14 protein-coding genes are annotated in these 18,565 nt (G+C 42.8%); 9 read left to right on the forward strand and 5 right to left on the reverse strand.

Going from position 1 to position 18,565, the window contains the following annotated elements; genetic code table 11:
• Positions 1 to 106: 106 nt before the first annotated feature.
• The gene (purL, locus tag K0T93_RS01865) at positions 107 to 4,159 is read left to right on the forward strand and encodes a phosphoribosylformylglycinamidine synthase (RefSeq protein ID WP_225721761.1); all 4,053 of its coding nucleotides are present in this window, start codon (positions 107 to 109) and stop codon (positions 4,157 to 4,159) included.
• A 670-nt stretch (positions 4,160 to 4,829) separates the two neighbouring features.
• Here purL and K0T93_RS01870 read toward each other — a convergent pair.
• From K0T93_RS01870 to ygfZ, 3 genes are all read right to left on the reverse strand, one after another.
• Positions 4,830 to 5,129, reverse strand: coding sequence for a BolA family protein (locus K0T93_RS01870; protein ID WP_225721695.1), 300 nt, complete (start codon positions 5,127 to 5,129; stop codon positions 4,830 to 4,832).
• Positions 5,130 to 5,133: 4 nt separating this feature from the next.
• A complete protein-coding gene (locus tag K0T93_RS01875) occupies positions 5,134 to 5,664 on the reverse strand; it encodes a septation protein A (RefSeq protein WP_225721696.1) in 531 nt (176 codons plus the stop codon).
• A 230-nt stretch (positions 5,665 to 5,894) separates the two neighbouring features.
• A complete protein-coding gene (gene ygfZ / locus K0T93_RS01880) occupies positions 5,895 to 6,923 on the reverse strand; it encodes a CAF17-like 4Fe-4S cluster assembly/insertion protein YgfZ (RefSeq protein WP_225721697.1) in 1,029 nt (342 codons plus the stop codon).
• Positions 6,924 to 7,003: 80 nt separating this feature from the next.
• Between ygfZ and mltG the strand changes: the two genes are divergently transcribed.
• The 6 genes from mltG (at position 7,004) to K0T93_RS01910 (ending at position 14,888) form a co-directional block, all read left to right on the forward strand.
• The gene (gene mltG, locus K0T93_RS01885) at positions 7,004 to 8,065 is read left to right on the forward strand and encodes an endolytic transglycosylase MltG (protein ID WP_225721698.1); all 1,062 of its coding nucleotides are present in this window, start codon (positions 7,004 to 7,006) and stop codon (positions 8,063 to 8,065) included.
• Position 8,066: 1 nt separating this feature from the next.
• Positions 8,067 to 8,723, forward strand: a complete 657-nt coding sequence (gene tmk / locus K0T93_RS01890) for a dTMP kinase (RefSeq protein ID WP_225721699.1) — start codon at positions 8,067 to 8,069, stop codon at positions 8,721 to 8,723.
• A gap of 9 nt (positions 8,724 to 8,732) precedes the next feature.
• Positions 8,733 to 9,779 (forward strand): DNA polymerase III subunit delta', encoded by a 1,047-nt coding sequence (locus K0T93_RS01895; RefSeq protein ID WP_225721700.1) that lies wholly within the window; start codon positions 8,733 to 8,735, stop codon positions 9,777 to 9,779.
• Between the two features lie 320 nt (positions 9,780 to 10,099).
• Complete coding sequence (locus K0T93_RS01900; protein ID WP_225721701.1) at positions 10,100 to 10,882, forward strand: TatD family hydrolase; 783 nt, start codon at positions 10,100 to 10,102, stop codon at positions 10,880 to 10,882.
• Positions 10,883 to 12,864: 1,982 nt separating this feature from the next.
• Positions 12,865 to 13,905, forward strand: coding sequence for a biotin synthase BioB (bioB, locus tag K0T93_RS01905; RefSeq protein WP_225721702.1), 1,041 nt, complete (start codon positions 12,865 to 12,867; stop codon positions 13,903 to 13,905).
• Between the two features lie 779 nt (positions 13,906 to 14,684).
• The gene (locus tag K0T93_RS01910) at positions 14,685 to 14,888 is read left to right on the forward strand and encodes a cold-shock protein (protein ID WP_216797009.1); all 204 of its coding nucleotides are present in this window, start codon (positions 14,685 to 14,687) and stop codon (positions 14,886 to 14,888) included.
• A gap of 387 nt (positions 14,889 to 15,275) precedes the next feature.
• Here K0T93_RS01910 and K0T93_RS01915 read toward each other — a convergent pair whose 3' ends face one another.
• Together K0T93_RS01915 and K0T93_RS04435 are read right to left on the reverse strand one after the other, a co-directional pair.
• Positions 15,276 to 15,566, reverse strand: coding sequence for an RnfH family protein (locus K0T93_RS01915; RefSeq protein ID WP_445082802.1), 291 nt, complete (start codon positions 15,564 to 15,566; stop codon positions 15,276 to 15,278).
• A gap of 31 nt (positions 15,567 to 15,597) precedes the next feature.
• A complete protein-coding gene (locus K0T93_RS04435; protein WP_338140522.1) occupies positions 15,598 to 15,789 on the reverse strand; it encodes an SRPBCC family protein in 192 nt (63 codons plus the stop codon).
• Positions 15,790 to 16,032: 243 nt separating this feature from the next.
• On the opposite strand from K0T93_RS04435, the gene smpB reads away from it, so the two are divergent.
• Both smpB and guaB read left to right on the forward strand, forming a co-directional pair.
• Positions 16,033 to 16,482, forward strand: a complete 450-nt coding sequence (smpB, locus tag K0T93_RS01920; RefSeq protein WP_225721704.1) for an SsrA-binding protein SmpB — start codon at positions 16,033 to 16,035, stop codon at positions 16,480 to 16,482.
• A 580-nt stretch (positions 16,483 to 17,062) separates the two neighbouring features.
• A complete protein-coding gene (guaB, locus tag K0T93_RS01925) occupies positions 17,063 to 18,526 on the forward strand; it encodes an IMP dehydrogenase (RefSeq protein ID WP_225721705.1) in 1,464 nt (487 codons plus the stop codon).
• Positions 18,527 to 18,565: the final 39 nt, after the last annotated feature.

Raw genomic sequence — 18,565 nt, forward strand, 5'->3', positions numbered from 1 at the left:
TCACCGCTTAGCTCGGTTTATCCGACACGCAGCATTTGCCTTCGAGGCGAATTGCGTAGCAAGCTCTAGTCGGCTAGTCAATTAGTAATCTTCAATGCAATTCCAAATGGCTTATTTCTCGTGCTTTCCTGGTGCTGCAGCACTGTCTAAATTTCGTAAAAACCGCCTCTTGAAAATTTTAAAAACGGTTGAACCGACTGTGACTGACCTGTGTGCACGTTATATTCATTTCATTTATGCACATACTGTGCTTAGCGATACTGATAGGTTACATCTCACTGCATTACTCAAATATGGTGAGCCGTCAACTGCTAATCGCAGGGGCGAAAATTTTCTTGTGATTCCACGAATCGGTACAATTTCCCCGTGGGCATCGAAAGCTACAGATATCGCTCAGCGCTGTGGATTAGACTGCATTCAGCGCATTGAACGCGGTACTGAGTATACGGTGATAATTAAGAGTGGTCTACCTGGGATGATTAGTACAAAAAAGACATTGAGTGGAGCAGCTCGAGCGCAGGTTTCTCTCGTACTACATGATTGGATGACTGAAAGCGTAGTTGCTACCTGTAATGAGGCACAGCAGTTATTTAGTGTGTTACCCGGAAAGCCGTTGCAAACAGTAGATATAATAAATGAAGGACGAGCTCCGCTAATAACTGCTAATAGCGAACTCGGGCTTGCTCTTAATAGCGAAGAGATCGACTATTTGATCGAGGCGTTTACGAAGCTCAAACGTAACCCAACAGATGTAGAGTTAATGATGTTCGCTCAGGTTAATAGTGAACATTGCCGACATAAAATCTTTAACGCACAGTGGACAATTGACGGACAGCTACAAAATTTGTCACTGTTTCAGATGATTAAAAATACGCACCGGCTCAGCGGTCAACGAACGATTATTGCATATTCAGACAACACGGCGGTAATAGAAGGAGCTCTTGCACAGCAATGGTTTTCTAGCGGAAGCACACATCGCTATGAATCGGTTCAGGAGTGGAAGAATATCCTAATCAAAGTTGAAACACATAATCACCCGACTGCGATTTCGCCATTCCCTGGGGCAGCAACAGGTGCTGGCGGCGAAATCCGTGATGAGGGTGCAACTGGACGTGGAGCTCGTACAAAAGCCGGTTTAACAGGCTTTTCAGTGTCCAATCTAGAGTTGCCGGATGCAATCGAACCGTGGGAAACTTCTCGAGATGCTACGGAGCCGCTTTCTAAGCGGCTTCACAGTAATATCATCGGTTGCTATGGCCGGCCTGAGCATATTGCTTCGCCACTACAGATTATAATTGACGCCCCCCTTGGTGCCGCTACATTTAATAATGAGTTTGGCCGACCAAATCTAGGTGGCTATTTTCGCGTTTATGAACAGAATATTGGTGGGCGCATACGCGGTTATCATAAACCAATTATGATAGCTGCTGGCATCGGTAATATTTCTCATGCGAATACGTATAAAAACGATATCCCAGCTGGCTCGCTGCTGATACAAATCGGCGGTTCCGGTATGCGTATTGGCGTAGGCGGAAGCGCAGCCAGCTCAATGACTATAGGAGCCAACGCTATCGATCTCGATTTTAATTCAGTTCAGAGAAGCAATCCTGAGATCCAGCGTCGTGCACAGGAAGTTATTGATGCGTGTTGGCAACGTGGAAATGAAAATCCAATTCTGTCGATTCATGATGTTGGCGCCGGTGGTTTATCTAACGCACTTCCGGAGATCGTTAATAACTCTGGTAAGGGGGGGCGATTTGAATTGCGACGCATACTCCTCGAAGAAAGTGGGTTATCGCCGCTCGAGATCTGGTCGAACGAAGCGCAGGAGAGATATGTCATTGCGATTGCAGCTCACGATTTGCCTACGTTTGAGACAATCTGCCGCCGCGAACGCTGCCCTATGGCAGTGATTGGTGTTGCTACGGACACACGCCAGTTACAATTAATTGATAATTCCGTAACCGATGTTAATCATCCCGCACATACTCCTATCGATATACCAATAGACGTTCTACTTTGCAAAACGCCGCGGATGCATTTTGATGTTACGCGTGCGCATCGCGCGTTCATGCCGGTAGAGCTAACTGACTTGACTCTATCAGATATGTCTATGAAGATACTGAGGCATCCGACTGTTGCTAGTAAATCTTTCTTAATCAAGATCAGCGACCGAACAGTTGGTGGACTATCAGTCCGCGACCAAATGGTTGGCCCATGGCAGGTTCCGGTATCTGATTGCGCAATTACCTCGATGGACTACGAGGGTTTTCGTGGCGAAGCAATGACAATGGCAGAGCGTGCCCCGCTTGCAGTGATTAATGCTCCAGCTTCAGGACGTATGGCTGTTGGCGAAGCTATTACAAATATTGCTTCTGCTCCGATCGAGTCATTAAATCATATAAAACTATCAGCTAACTGGATGGCTGCGTGCGGTAGTGACGGAGAAGATGCGGATTTGTTTGACACTGTCAAGGCAATTAGTATGGAGTTATGTCCGGCGCTAGGTATTGATATTCCAGTTGGAAAAGATTCTCTGTCAATGCGAACGCAGTGGCATGAAGATGGCATCGATAAGGAAGTTTATGCACCAATATCACTTATTATTTCTGCATTTGCTCCAGTGGAAGACGTACGTGCCCATCTTACCCCTCAGTTACGCTCTGATGCTGGTGATTCGATATTAATTCTAATTGATTTAGGTCGTGGTTGCAACCGTCTTGGGGGTAGTATCCTTGCACAGGTCACGCAACAGGTTGGTGATAGTGTACCAGATGTGGAAGATATACAAGACTTGAAATCTTTCTTTGCTGCGATTCAAGAGCTTAATCGCAATGATCAACTACTTGCGTATCATGATCGCTCTGACGGTGGCTTATTTGTAACGGTAGTAGAGATGGCCTTTGCCGGTCATATTGGCGTCTCATTGAACGTAGATATACTCACGCTCGAGCAAAAGCATGAGTTCGACTATGGTGATGTAAAGGACTGGACGCAACAGATAGCTGCCCGGCGCAATGACCTAACGCTGCGCTCGTTATTCTGCGAAGAGCTGGGTGCAGTGCTGCAAGTGCGTACCGTCGACCGCGATAAGGCTCTAGGGACACTGCGCGAATTTGGTCTGTCGAGCGCGAGTCATGTAATTGGAACGCTGAACAAGCATGATGTGATTGAGATTTATCGTGATGCAAAAAAGATCTATGATATGCCTCGCACTGATCTACATCGGATCTGGAGCGAAGTCGGTTGGCGCATTTCGCGGCTGAGAGACAATCCCGCGTGTGCGGATTCAGAATATGAGGCATTAAGCGATGTCTTAGATCCGGGCATTGTGCCGTATCTAACATTTGATCCGCAGAAAGACGTAGCAGCGCCGTTTATTTCGAGCAACAAGCCGCTGCCACGGCTCGCTATCCTGCGCGAACAAGGCGTGAACTCACATCTAGAAACTTCTTACGCGTTCGCTCGAGCTGGCTTCGATCCTTACGATGTACATATGACCGATCTGATCGAAGGTCATATCGATCTAGCGCAATTTTCTGGTGTGGTGGCATGCGGGGGGTTCTCTTATGGCGACGTGTTAGGTGCTGGCGAGGGCTGGGCGAAGACGATTCGCTTTAATGAGCGGTTGTCAGACATGTTTATCTCGTTCTTTGAGCGTCCCGATACGTTTGCGCTCGGCATCTGTAATGGTTGCCAGATGATGAGTAGTCTTGCATCAATGATTCCGGGCGCACAGGCCTGGCCGCGTTTCAGGCGTAACCTCTCTGGAAGATTCGAGGCACGTTTGTCTTTCGTGCAAATTGAAAAATCGCCATCTATTTTCTTCGCTGGGCTAGAAAACTCTCGCCTTCCTGTTGCGGTAGCGCACGGCGAAGGCTATGCAGACTTTTCGGAACAAGGGGATCTATCGAACGTGCAGATTGCGATGCGTTATATCGACCATTATGGTGTAGTAACTGAGCGCTACCCATTTAATCCAAATGGCTCGCCACAGGGTATTACATCGGTAACCACACCGGATGGGCGATTTACTATTCTTATGCCTCATACCGAACGCGTGCATAGAACAGTACAAATGAGCTGGCACCCTAAGGAATGGGGTGAGCCAAGCCCGTGGCTTCAGCTATACCGTAACGCGCGTCGCTGGATCGGTTAATCTGTTAGGGTCACTTGCTAAGATTCCGTTTAATATTGGTTAGCAGATAGCCCTTTCTAGGAAAGTCTATATTCCATGTTGGAGGTTAATGAACAGTCTACTTTTAGTATTAAATTTCGTATTGTATACTCTTACAGTAAATTTTTCGGCGACTTTCATGAAAAGTTACTAGTCTATTGGTAATTTAGATTAAATGACTTGCAATAGCAGTATTGCTCGAAGTCGTCGAAACACATGAACGACATCGTACTAGTTAAACTGTTTGCCTTACTGCTTATTAAGAGTGGGTTTGGCCTGGATTATAACCCCCTACTTTTTGGCTGAGTTTAGATTCAGATCTATTACTTCTTAAGCTCTTGGAGATTAAGAGATTATATTTTTCATACTGCTTATGCAAAATAAGAATGTAATATAAGTTTAGCTTCTTTCTAGCGTATAGTATGGTTTTAATTTCTACGGAATCTTAGCCTCTTCTTTCTCAGGAAATTCTTAATCCGTGCGCAGATTATGACACTTTTCCGAGTAGAAAAATTTGAACTTTTATTTTGACTGTTTTACGGTACTACATTGAAGTGCTCTTATATTAGTAACTCGTGACTAACTAGTTCTTTTCGGGTAAGAAACTGAAGTTTGGGCGAGTTTATTAGAAGCAGAGGCTTCCCTGAAACTATTAAGAATAAAATTCTTTGGGCGTATATGCCCTGATTGAGAGCGCGTGAATACCGTTCTTCATCGCATCTAAGAGCGCATCGTACACTAACCGGTGCCGAGCTACCCGCGTATGACCGTCAAACGTGGCCGAAACGATGGTTATTGCATAGTGACTACCGGCGGCAGCGCCAGTATGGCTAGTATGTTCTGTACTGTTATCGTGGATTTCTAGTGTAAACGGCGATAGAGAAGCGCAAAGACGTTCACGGATTAGCTTGATGCGATGCTCAGCCGAAGCGGTTAAAAATACATTATTCATTAGTTTATTTTTCCTTCAAATGTCTAGCAAACCATAGACTTTGCATAACGATGAATATAAGAATCATTCCAGTTGTGCCAAACAACTTAAAATTGACCCAGGTATTATTAGAATAATGATGTGCAACCCACAGGTTAGCAATACCTAACACCATAAAAAAGAGGGCCCAGGCAACATTGAGTTTAGCCCAGAGTAAAGGGGGTAGCTTAACGTGTATATTCAGGGCTTCCCGAATCAGATTCTTGCGTAGTACAAATTGTGAAAACAGAATTGCTAATGAGAACGCCCAGTATAGTAGGGTTGTTTTCCATTTGATAAACACATCGTCATGTAGTATTAGGGTTGCACCACCGAATACGGTAACGAGCGCTAGGCTTACCCATAGCATTAGATTAACGTGCCGATGGCGAAATGCCGACCATATTACTTGTATTAGCACAGTAGCTATCGCTACATTAGTAGCGATATACATACCCCAGACCTTGAATGAGACAAAGAAAAGTACAATTGTTAGTAGATGAAACAGGAGCTTCATTGATGTTAGGCTTTAGCAAAAAATAGTTTAGTTCAGACTAAATTGTAACGCAGTAAAGTTGGTTGCTGTAGCAGCATGCTGGTCACCATATAGCTATCTTGTTGAGCACGCGAATCTAGTGTTCATTACAGACTTGCATTGTACCCAGCAGATACGCAGTATGCCACACGCGATCCGTATTCTTTATAAAGACTTTATCAAGAATTGATCAGTGTGCTGAAATGAATTCTCTACTTCAATCTTTGTGCCGAAACAGGTGTGTTAATAATAGAAAACTCTAACATTGGACCTCGCGGTGACCCAACGTGGATTGAGCCTGTATCGAGTGTATCTAGCTTGAGCTGGACTAAACAATCAACACCACCCTCTGCTGCTGTAGCACTATTGACGACTATCCCGCATGGATAGATAGGGTTCTCCGAATGAAACACTTCGGCGCCAATGTGTGCATGCGTAGAGTGCGCTAGCACTGTGCGGCGCTTAATTGTGCCGCGATACTGAGAGCGAGCGACAACTTCTTGCCCCGGATAGCAGCCTTTATGAAAGTTAACACCGCCGATAAGCTCAAAATTGATCATTTGCGGCACAAACCGATTGCTTGTTACAGCACTCACACGTGGTATGCCTGCGCGGATATCAAGCCAGTCCCACAGCACAGAATCAGCCTGTTGGACTTGATGCGTTGTATTTAATGCAGTAAGTCTTTCTTCAATTGCGCTCCTCGGACCAACCCACAGGAAACGTGGCAATCTATTTGCATCTATCACGCGGATTAATTCCCCGAAAGGGGTATCGATCTTAACGTTCACGCCATTAGGTAATATTTCGAAGCATTGTGATAGCGTGGCACAAACATCGCCAGAAAATCCGACTACAGCAAGGCTGTTAGTAGCGTTGATTAATTGCACTTTTTCTCGCAATATGAACATTGATAATCGCTTTTGAATCAACTCGACCAAATCTTCGGAAACCAGCATCCGTACTATATTTCCAACACGCCAAACTAGAAAAGTAGCAAGTAGTCGGCCTTTGAGCGAGCAAAATCCAGCTAACCGAACATTATCTGCTTCGAGTGTTTGAATATTATTAGTTAATTGACGATGCAAGAAACTTACTGCATCGCTTCCGTGTACATCTATCACGCCGAATTGATTTAGCATCATGTAAACGCCCCGTGGGGCATATAGCGCGGAAAAATTAGTGGGGGCATATTCAACATCACAATCAGTTGGTTTGATAGATTCAGAAGATGTATTCATATTCAAACTACATAGTCCATGCTAACTTTGGCTTGGGTAAATTAGTATTCTATTAAAGATCTTGCTCAACCCTATTTCGTATGTTCGCTTTTAAGAAAGTACTGTTTGCTACGTCAGCGATCGCTGTATTCAGTATTGTCATGGCGTGTAGCGCCGTCTGGTATTGGGCTAGAACACCTATTCAGAGTACAACTCTGCCGCTTAATGTAATGATCAAGCCTCGCAGTAGTTTGCGAAGCATCGCCTTTCAACTGCGATGTAGCGGTGTGCCGATTGAACAACACTTATTTATATTCATGACCCGTGTGCTAGGCATGTCTTTAAAATTGAAGGCTGGCTGCTACATATTCCCGTCTAATATCACACCATATGATGTGCTTCAGAAGCTAGCGCGCGGGGACACACACCAATGCGCCATCACAATTATCGAGGGTTGGACTTTTCGCCGCATGCGCGACGAGATTAATATGAACCCAGGATTACGTCATGATTCCATGATGCTTAGTGACGCGCAGTTAATGCGGGTAATTTTAGCTGATATCTCGCCTAGCGATCAACATAAAGCAACCTATATACTATCGATGCAAGGCACGCCCGTGCAAGAGCCTGAGGGCCTATTTTTTCCTGATACCTACTTCTTTGAACACAATACTAGCGACTTAGACATTTATCGGCGTGCGTACTATTTAATGCATTTCCGTATGCAGCAGGCATGGGAAGGGCGCGCGCTAAAGTTACCCTATGTAACACCTTACGATGCACTCAAAATAGCTTCGATTGTTGAAAAAGAGACCGCTTGCGCGCAAGACCGAACGTTGGTGGCTACAGTATTTATTAACCGGTTACGTTTATCTATGCCACTACAAAGCGATGCGACTGTAATCTACGGGCTTAATACAGCATATACCGGTCGATTATGCAAGAAGAGCTTGAAAACTGACACTCTATACAATACTTATATGCGTATTGGCCTTCCGCCCACCCCGATCGCCTTGCCAGGCAGGGCTGCGCTAGAAGCAGCATGCAGTGCCGCTTCTAGCGCAGCCCTATACTTCGTAGCGCGCGGGGATGGTGGTACTTATTTTTCAGATAACCTCATCGATCATAATAAAGCTGTGAATAAATATATCAGAGGACAGTGATATGACTAATACTATGATTAGTCGGCTAAATGGAGTTCGACCGCGCGGAAAATTTATTACGCTCGAAGGAATCGATGGCGTTGGAAAGACAACCCACCTACAGTGGTTTTGCGATCGCCTTGCCGAGCGCGCAGCTCAGCAAGGCGCGCGTGTTATTGTTACATCTGAGCCGGGTGGAACACCGCTAGGAAACATGCTACGGGAAATCCTATTGCGTCAGGAGATGCGCTGTGAAACGGAGGCATTGCTGATGTTTGCCATACGTTGTGAACATATTGCTACGTTAATTGAGCCTGCGCTTACTCGTGGTGATTGGGTGTTATCTGATCGCTTCACGGATTCGACGTTTGCTTACCAGGGTGGCGGACACGGAGTATCGATCGATAAGTTGCAAGTGCTCGAGAAATGGGTACAAGGAGAACTGCAGCCAGATTGCACAGTATTATTCGATCTGCCAACTAAAATTGCTTATTCAAGGCGAAGTGGGGCGCGTATACCCGATAAGTTTGAGAGAAAATCAGACGAGTTCTTCGCACGTACTCGTGCCGAATACCTGCGTCGAACTGCGCAGGCACCAGAGCGGTTTGCGATTATCAATGCGGTAGATTCGATTGCCAAAGTGCGAGAACAGCTTGAAGTTATCCTGATGACTATTTAATTAATAAAGATGTTATATCCATGGCAATACGATGACTGGGAGCGTATTCAAGTTCTTCGAGAATATTGGATCCACGCATTATTACTGTACGGCCCAACTGGCATCGGAAAAACAAATTTTGCTTGTGAGCTTGCCCAGAGTTTATTATGTGATCGGCCTCGCGCTGATGCATGTGCCTGTGGGGGGTGCCTTGCATGTACTTGGTTCTTACAACGCACCCACCCTGATTTTAGGTTTATCTGCCCTGAGAACACGCCGCTGAAAGTAAGTACCGATAAGAATTCTAATAACTACCCCCCAATAGACACCGCCGTGAGCGCGAATAGCAAGAAATTCAAGTCACTAAGTAAGGAAATTAAAATTGAGCAGATTAGGGAACTACTCGATTTCTGTGGAATTAGCTCCCACCGTGGCGCGCGGCGCATAGTCATATTATCCCCAGCTGAGGCACTAAACATGGTGGCGGCTAACGCACTACTTAAAACTCTTGAGGAGCCACCTTCCGGCGTGTTGTTCCTGCTTGTAAGTACAGACGTTAAGCGTTTGCCGCTGACTATTGTAAGTCGATGTAGACAATGGCCATTAGCAATGCCAAATGTGGAGAGTGCTTTAGCTTGGCTTGGTAGCAAATCCATTACCGATCCGGCTTTAACTCTCGCAGAAGCTGGTGGTGCGCCATTAGCCGCATTAACTATTGCTCGCGACGGGTATGCACCGCTTAAACAGTGTATATTGGAACAGCTTTCTTCTGGAAAAAATTGCGCACCCTTTTCTTTCTGCGAAACGTTACAGACAGCGCCCATGCCGTTGGTTCTCGGCTGGTTACAACGCTGGGTTTATGACCTGCTAGCTACACAGATGAGTGGAGAGCCGCGTTACTTCCTATCGCACCGGAATGCACTTAAGAACATTTCACAAAATGCCGCGCCCTTTCGAGTTGCTCAGTGTTTAAAGCGGATTACACAACAACGAGCTGTAGAGCAACATTCGCTGAATAATCGGCTAGTTTTTGAGGGGTTATTTATTCATTATAGAGGCCTCTTCAGGGGTAAATAATGATGTAAGTACTCCATCGTTTTTCAGCATATAGTAAATCTGTTAATAGTATAGGTAGCTAAAATTTACCGATTTTATTTAACTAAGTTAGTGTAATAAGATTTTATCTATCAGCATCCATAGTTAGCATAAAGCCCGGTAGAAATTAGTGCTATCTATGCTTATTTTGCTATCGTTATAGACGTAATGACTAGAATTAGTTTACGTAGACGCGATACCAACTTATTATTAGGCTCGTTAAATATATTTACTATTGAGCGTCGTCTATAGCCTTCTTATAAAGGCCCGTCCAAACAGTGCGCCGCCCCTAAAAAGTACCGATGTTTATCGATTCACATTGCCACATCAATTTTAATGGCATGATCCAACGTCTGCCAGACATACTCGAGCAGATGCGCGTCAATGCAGTAACGCATGCATTATGCGTTAGCGTCGATCTCGAGACATTCCCTTCCGTTTTAGAGATCGCTCATACATATCCACATATATTTGCATCAGTCGGCGTACATCCGGGTTATGAGCATGCGCGTGACCCGGATGTTACTGAATTAGTCTCGCTTGCACAGGACCCAAAAGTTATTGCGATCGGCGAAACTGGATTAGACTACTACTCTTTCAAAGGAAAAACACTAGACGCTTTAGCATGGCAGCAGAAGCGGTTTCGCACGCACATCCAGGCGGCGCTCGCTTCTGGTAAGCCATTGATTATTCACACGCGTTCTGCGGCACAGGATACGCTTCGAATTATGCGGGAAGAAGGCGCTGCTGCAGTCGGCGGAGTCATACATTGCTTTACCGAGACATGGGATATTGCACAGGCGGCGCTAGAACTAAATTTTTTTATTTCAATATCAGGTATTGTGACATTTAAGAATGCGACACAAATCCAGGAGGTCGCTCAAAAAGTACCGCTCGAACATTTATTAATCGAAACAGATTCGCCTTACCTAACCCCGGTACCGTACCGGGGCAAGCTTAATGAACCTGCACACGTCAGTCATATTGGACGTTTTATCGCGTTGCTGCGCAATATAGACATAGCACAACTCGGATCTAGCACGTCAGCTAACTTTTTCAGACTATTTTGCGGCTCAAACTTTTGAAGTTAATTTCGGAACCTCGGAATAGCCTACTAGCTGAACAGCGGCATTGCTGGCGTATGCATAAAGCATAAGAATACGGTAAAAGCTCTCTTAACAATGTAAGAAAGCTTTGTTGATAAATAATAAACGTAAGACAATACTATATCATAGGGATGCGAGTCACAAGTTACTTGGCGCCGCTATTGATCTGACGAAGTGGCATGCCGTTACGCTCAAAGTTTAAGGAATCCTAATTTATATTAATGAATTAACTAAAAGTAACCAGGATAAATCGGGGAATATGTCAACTAGAACGTAGTACTGTGAAAGCGCACGCAATTTCGAGGGTAAGCTAATTAAAAAACTGTTCTGAAAAGAAGCGCAATAAATTTAATAAGAAATTACTGCATTATGTGTTGACAGCCGACTAAACCAAAGCAACAAGTTTTGTATACACTAATATTGTGCTCAAAAATACAATGCTAAAAAGCAAATCTGAATTAATCATAATAATTTTTAAAAAACTGTAAATACAGTATTCAATCGTGACATACTGTGTATCTACTTGACAGTAGATGTTATATTAAATACGACTGAAGTCGTCGCACGCATGATATATCCGTTAAATAATACTTTTCTTTCAAAAAAGAGAAAACTAGTGAAGTTAATCAATGTATTGTATAAGTACTCATAAATAAGAGAATATTTATAAACGTATTTTCTTTGCAACGCATAAATTTTATTTCTTTAGATTAAAACACTCTTTCAATTTTATAAAAACACGCAATATTTAATTTTCTCTAAAGTTATCAGTAATATTGCTCTTTAACTAGAAAATTATGGATTTATGCAGTTAAAAATGACCCAATCTAAACATTTCGTCGAACAAGACTTTATAGTAGGCGGGTGATTACTAATGAATGAATTTACTTTTGTAAGCACGGGTTTTATATTTTTGGCCTATATATAGACATTACCTACTGAATAAAAGTTATTTATTATACGTTAATCTTATAAACAACATACATAGAAGGTTTACTGTAACCCTTATTGCTCTGATTACTGGGAGCTCTTTATATTTGAAGAACAATATCTATCGAACAGTTTTATATCACCTATGGACCTTTTAAGGTATCTGCGTAAAAGGCTTTGAGTAGCTACAGCTAGTGGCTATAATTTCGCTAGTTACTTAATTGAGTTTCTCTCCTTGAGAAGACCGCGAGCAGTAATTATAGCGCACAAGCGCGGAGATACTACTCTAATTCTTTACTACTTAGTAGTGTAGTAGCGCTAAATTACTCTAGATACGCTATCCGATTATTCGCGTCGTATGTATGCTAATCTTATTGACCTGATACGTTGTATAACTAGAGATGTATACTAACGCTTTAACACTCGAGTTCCTGTGCTAGAACGGAAATTTTTTAAAAAAGGGGAGTAATCTGCATAGATTACATGCTTTATGCAGTGAGATATTCACACTTATAAAATAAGTAAACTGTCACGCTTTTTTAAAAAATATCTCGTTCGAGATCTCAGTATAACTAGCCAGGTATTAAATATGAGCTCTCTAACTTGATAAATGATCATTTAAGTAATGCGTATAGTCTGGGTATAGTTTATATCTACTTGCTCTAGCGTGTTATATACTGGCATTAAGATAGCTAATTAGTCTAGGCCCATAATATTTATCTTTAAAATTTTATATATAGCTACTCCAAAATCATAAAGATAAAATGTCTAGATGTTTGGGTAGGTGTGCTGTTTTGTATATCAAATTAATCAATTTCTATTTTTAGAAGATTATCTATTTTAAATAGTAGGTAGGCTAACGTCACTTCTGTTATAATTCAAAAAATTATTTAGGTATAAACTTTGGAACTCAATAAATAATTTACATACTCGACACTGCCTTGCCCACGACGAGGCAGTGGTGCCTATCGCACCTATTCGTAGCCGCCAGACCGTTTGCCCCCCCTTACATCTGCATAGGAGTATCTGATATGTCGACTAAGACAATAGAATTGTCGGCTCATTCCTCCAGTCTGTCCGGCGACTACACAGCGCCGGTTCGGCACGACTGGACACGCGAGCAAATTTCGGTGCTATTCGATTTGCCATTTGATGACCTGCTGTATCGTGCACATACTATTCAGCGACACTATCATGCTGGCCGCGGCTTACAAATCTCACAATTGTTGTCTATCAAGACGGGTGGATGCCCAGAAGACTGTGGCTACTGCAGTCAATCAGTCCATGCTGAGACTGATCTAAAAGCGAGTGCATTGATGAGCGTGGACGCTGTGCTACAGGCCGCTAAGCAGGCAAAGTCTACTGGCGTACAGCGTTTTTGTATGGGTGCTGCATGGCGCAGCCCCCGAGAGCGTGATCTAGAGCGAGTCTGCACGATGGTAGAGGGCGTGAAAGCTCTTGGCCTAGAGACCTGCGTAACACTTGGTATGTTAACCGCTACACAAGCTCAGCGCCTAGCTGATTCAGGCTTAGATTATTACAACCATAATATCGACACTAGCCCTGAATACTATTCATCTTTGACTACAACACGTACATTGCAAGAGCGACTTGATACACTCGAGCACGTGCGCAATGCGGGCCTAAAAGTTTGCTGTGGCGGTATTGTTGGTATGGGAGAATCTCGCGAGGATCGGGTTGGTATGTTACAAACACTAGCTAATTTGTCAGAACACCCGGAGTCCGTACCAGTCAATTCCCTTATTCGAGTCGAAGGCGCTCGGCTAGCGCACGAGCACGATATAGATAGACTAGAGTTCGTCCGCACGATATCGGTAGCACGTATTGTAATGCCGATGTCTATAATACGGCTCTCGGCAGGCCGAGAGCATATGAGCGACGAGCTTCAGGCGCTATGCCTATTCGCCGGTGCTGGTTCGGTATTCATTGGTGAAAAATTATTGACTGCTCCTAATCCTACTCCTCATCGAGACCGCGAGCTGATTGATCGACTAGGTGCGACAGGCCGGGAGTCATCTCCTATTCAATGGCTGACTAAGTCACAGCAATAATCTTCAGAAATACTCACATAAGGTTCCTGAGTTTATATATGGCTTACGTTGATACTCTATATATAGTTATCTATACAGACAGTATGCATCGCGCTATAGCCTACAAAGCCCGAATGAATAGGTGCAAGTAATGTCATAGTAATTCGAGTATTAAAATACATACGAATCCATGCTTTATAGCGAAGAAAATATTTCGTCATAAAGCATGGTGTATCTAGACTGAATGACAGACTTTCTTCTGGTCATAAATTTTCTTATATGAAGTAAATTTCTAAGTATTAGGAAAGTTAGGTAAGCGATTGATCTAGTGCGAGTGGTAATGTAGAACTGCTTTGGCTAATAGCGTTTTAGGAAAATTTTTATATTTTTATCTAACAGATGTAGGTTTTCTGTCTCTATATTAATCAAATGCGTCTAAACTTGGCAAGTTTTACTTGATTATGTATGTCATAGAAGCGCTTAATCTCTGGAGTTTATCATATACAGTAAATCTAAATCAGACCAGACTAGTATTTTTACTGTTGTGTTTTAGGGGGGGGCTAGGACATTTTATTGTCCTAGCTATTATTGGGACAGTATCCTGTCAAGCGCAATTATGAACGAAAACATTTGACCATATTAGCTATATCGCATATAGTGGGTAGACGGAGTTTTCAAGATGTCTGATTTCTGTTCATCGTCTGTCCGCGACCTTACACAGTACGCTCATTGTTTTCTCCCTCTTGATCGCTTCCGTACTGCCGCCCCAAGCGGGAAATATTTTTTTGATGGATTTGTTTATGGATACTGGTATTGTTAAGTGGTTCAACGACAGCAAAGGCTTTGGTTTTATCACACCGGATTCAGGTGGCGAAGACCTTTTCGCACATTTTTCTGAAATTACTGAAGAAGGATTTAAAACGCTAGTTGAAAACCAGCGTGTTAGCTATCAAGTGAAGCGGGGCCCTAAAGGATTGCAAGCCGCAAACATTAAGCCGCTGTAAGTGCTTAATTCGTTTAAATCTGTCTGAACAAAGAGCTTTATTAAATATGTAAGACAGTAGTATTATTTAAAAACTAATAACTTATAAAAAATAAAGCGACATCTAAGGTGTCGCTTTATTTCTAGATAGATATTGCTTTCTTTCTAGAAGCGCCGTCAAACTGTTTGACCAAGCTAATGCTTAGAACATTAGGAGTTAGATATAAAATCTATACTGAATTATATAAACCACTAATATTTAAATTAGTGCTCCTATAGAGTGGTTGTTTTCAAAACCTAAAATAAGCTAAAGTTTATATCATTTTTTCTAGATCAGATAAAAGCTGTTAATTTTAGTAAACTAACGCGCAGATCAACGCCGATAGGCATGTATTATGCAAGGTATATTCTATAATAGGTCTTTCGTACGCTGTTTTTGTACTTGGGGTGAACTTTCAGACTTAGAGTCGACTATTAATGGTCTATATATTTCAACGCGATCACCATTCTTAAGCGTTGAGTCTAGTGAACGTATACATCCAAATACCCCAACACGCTGCTGATCTAAATTAATCTGTGGATACATTGTAGGGATCCTGCTAGCCAGGATAGCATCCTGCAGCGCAGTGCCGGCCGGTAGTTTCAAATCAATAAGCGTTTGAGCGTCCGGAAGTGCATAACAAACTTGTACTGTGATCATAGCCTCAGCCCTGTAGATAGGTGTCTCCACATTAATGCCTTCCATAGTGTTCTTCTATTCGCCTAATGAATAACTCGACGAATGTATTTATAATATGATTAAACATTGGCCTAATTAGTTTCTCTAAAATAGAATTAGAAAACATATGCTGTAATGCAAACTTGATCTTACACGCATTGTCTTCTAGTTGTATAAAGCTCCAGTAGCTATTGAATCTTTTCAATAATTTTTCTTAAACTCTATATCAATCCACACTTCTATGCTTATCTTATCCCGAGTTTTGATCTCGACACTGTTGCCCTAAGGTAAAAACTTCTGCCACAAAGGGGAGTTGAAGAAGAGGCTAGTAGTGCCATGCATATTGCGATAAACCTAATGAGCATATTTTGTGGACACGACTCAAACTTTAACGATAGTGGGTTGCTTCTCAAAAATTAAAATTTTTCTAAGTTAGTTTTACTTATTCATGAGTCTTATTAACAATAAGAAAGCATTCTTTGATTATCTTATAGAAGAACGCTACGAAGCGGGGCTTGTTCTTGAAGGCTGGGAGGTTAAAGCACTACGAGCACAGCGTGGCCATATAAAAGAAGGCTATGTTGTTATACATAATAGTGAATTATTTCTTATTGGTACACATATCAGCCCCTTGCATACAGCTTCTACACACCTGCACGTAGATCCCGTACGGACCCGAAAGTTGCTCCTTAAGACCGATGAAATTCGTAGATTAATTGGTAAGGTAGAACGGCGTGGCTACACACTAGTACCACTTAACTTCCATTATAAGAATAATCGCATTAAGTGCGAAATTGGTCTAGCCCGGGGTAAGAAACTACATGATAAGCGAGAAACTGAAAAAAAACGCGACTGGAAACGCGAAAAAGCAAGGCTTCTAAAACATGCTGCACGCTAACAGAGCGAGCCTGTTAGCGTGATTAATACTTATTTAGTTCTAGATTTAAATCCTAGAATTTGATTAAATATTGCGGTAGTTAATGCATAGCTAGTTTCAAGTACGAGCTGCGCTAGCTTAGCAATTAATTAAATTAATTAGCACCAGTTTCGCTTAGTGTAATTCTTTAGTTATTTTAGAATAAAGCGCAGGTGGTTAAGTAATATTTCTATCAACAGACATAATTAATTAAATCAAGAGCACATAATTAAACTATGAATAGTGTAAATTTAGGCAAAAAATAGGAAACTGTTTAATAGTTTACTTAATAATGAGCGAACTAAAATCTAGCTCTACTTCTTGTAAGAATTAGCAACCTATAGCTCCAGTCAACTATAAGATTCCTCAATTCTAATCTAGAACGTTTTCTATATTGTAAGCAAGGATGTCTTCTTGTTAGATACATAGAAGTCTGTAATTAAAATTATGCCTGCGTTAGCACTAGCTAAAAATAAGAACTTATTTTTGTAACTAACTGTTTTATCAGGGAGAATTAGGAAGACTATTAGTATAATCTGATTTTGTGCCCATAGGATTTTTCATGCGTCTTATTAAAAAAGCACTCACATTCGACGACGTGCTTCTCGTACCGGCATACTCGAACGTACTGCCGCGTGATACTACCCTCAAAACTAACCTCACCCGGAATATATCACTAAATATACCGCTAATTTCAGCGGCTATGGATACGGTATCCGAAGGGCGGCTTGCGATTGCTATGGCGCAGCAAGGTGGAATAGGAATCGTGCACAAGAACCTAACACCTGCTGCACAGGCGCGTGAAGTAGCGAAGGTCAAGCGCTTCGAGTCTGGCGTATTACGAGATCCAATCACCGTGCCCCCCGACATGAAAGTTTACAGCGTGATTGCACTGTCACACCAGCATGGAATTTCAGGCTTTCCGGTTGTCGATGGCACAAAACTTATCGGGATTATAACAAACCGTGATCTACGTTTTGAGGAGCGGCTAAATGAGTCAGTAAAGACAATTATGACCCCTCGTGAGAAGCTGGTCACTGTTAGAGAGGGAACAGTGCTTGCTCAAGCTAAAGCACTTATGCATCGCCATCGCCTAGAGCGTGTTTTAGTCGTTAATGATACGTTTGAACTACGTGGGTTGATAACAGTTAAAGATATTACAAAAGCAACTGAGCATCCGGATGCCTGCAAAGACGAGCAAGGGAAGCTGCGTGTTGGGGCAGCTATTAGCGTTGGTCCCAAAAATGCGGAGCGTGTCGAAACACTAGCAGCAGCAGGTGTAGATGTGATCGTCGTTGATACTGCTCATGGGCATAGTCAGAGCGTTCTAAAACAGGTGCGATGGGTCAAGCAAAATTTTCCTCATATCGATGTAATTGGTGGAAATATTGCGACTAATGAAGCAGCCAAAGCATTAGTCGAGCATGGTGCCGATGCTGTAAAGGTCGGCATCGGTCCAGGTTCAATCTGTACAACGCGGATTATCTCAGGAGTCGGCGTGCCTCAAATTACTGCAACCGCAAACGTCGCTAATGCATTGCGGGGTAGTGGCGTGCCCGTGATTTCAGACGGTGGTATACGTTACTCTGGAGATGTATCAAAGGTGTTAGCCGCCGGCGCTGATGCTGTAATGATGGGTAGTATGCTAGCTGGCACTGAGGAATCGCCTGGTGACGTATTTCTATTTCAGGGACGTCAATATAAATTGTATCGTGGGATGGGGTCAGTTGGTGCCATGCAAGATGGTTCTGCAGATCGCTACTTTCAAGAAAGTAATTCAACTAATGTTGATAAACTAGTACCGGAAGGAATTGAAGGCCGTGTCGCATATAAAGGCAGTGTAAACGCGATCCTGTTCCAATTAATCGGTGGATTGCGTGCGAGCATGGGCTATTGTGGTTGCAGAACTATTCAGGAGTTACATGAGAAGGCTGAGTTTGTCGAAATAACAGCGGCAGGCGTTCGTGAATCGCATGTACATCACGTGCAGATTACAAAAGAAGCACCAAACTATCATATTGATTAAGCGTAACTTACGAAAAGTCTTGTTACACAACTATTTATG

Source organism: Candidatus Vallotiella sp. (ex Adelges kitamiensis), from assembly GCF_020342435.1.
In the GTDB taxonomy this organism is placed as follows: Bacteria; Pseudomonadota; Gammaproteobacteria; order Burkholderiales; family Burkholderiaceae; genus Mycetohabitans.

What these genes read in the sequence shown, in the direction of transcription:
- purL (WP_225721761.1), top strand. Translation starts at nt 107, where the DNA reads ATGGCTTATTTCTCGTGCTTTCCTGGTGCTGCAGCACTGTCTAAATTT.
- K0T93_RS01870 (WP_225721695.1), bottom strand. Translation starts at nt 5,129, where the DNA reads ATGAATAATGTATTTTTAACCGCTTCGGCTGAGCATCGCATCAAGCTA.
- K0T93_RS01875 (WP_225721696.1), bottom strand. Translation starts at nt 5,664, where the DNA reads ATGAAGCTCCTGTTTCATCTACTAACAATTGTACTTTTCTTTGTCTCA.
- ygfZ (WP_225721697.1), bottom strand. Translation starts at nt 6,923, where the DNA reads ATGAATACATCTTCTGAATCTATCAAACCAACTGATTGTGATGTTGAA.
- mltG (WP_225721698.1), top strand. Translation starts at nt 7,004, where the DNA reads ATGTTCGCTTTTAAGAAAGTACTGTTTGCTACGTCAGCGATCGCTGTA.
- tmk (WP_225721699.1), top strand. Translation starts at nt 8,067, where the DNA reads ATGACTAATACTATGATTAGTCGGCTAAATGGAGTTCGACCGCGCGGA.
- K0T93_RS01895 (WP_225721700.1), top strand. Translation starts at nt 8,733, where the DNA reads ATGTTATATCCATGGCAATACGATGACTGGGAGCGTATTCAAGTTCTT.
- K0T93_RS01900 (WP_225721701.1), top strand. Translation starts at nt 10,100, where the DNA reads ATGTTTATCGATTCACATTGCCACATCAATTTTAATGGCATGATCCAA.
- bioB (WP_225721702.1), top strand. Translation starts at nt 12,865, where the DNA reads ATGTCGACTAAGACAATAGAATTGTCGGCTCATTCCTCCAGTCTGTCC.
- K0T93_RS01910 (WP_216797009.1), top strand. Translation starts at nt 14,685, where the DNA reads ATGGATACTGGTATTGTTAAGTGGTTCAACGACAGCAAAGGCTTTGGT.
- K0T93_RS01915 (WP_445082802.1), bottom strand. Translation starts at nt 15,566, where the DNA reads ATGATCACAGTACAAGTTTGTTATGCACTTCCGGACGCTCAAACGCTT.
- smpB (WP_225721704.1), top strand. Translation starts at nt 16,033, where the DNA reads ATGAGTCTTATTAACAATAAGAAAGCATTCTTTGATTATCTTATAGAA.
- guaB (WP_225721705.1), top strand. Translation starts at nt 17,063, where the DNA reads ATGCGTCTTATTAAAAAAGCACTCACATTCGACGACGTGCTTCTCGTA.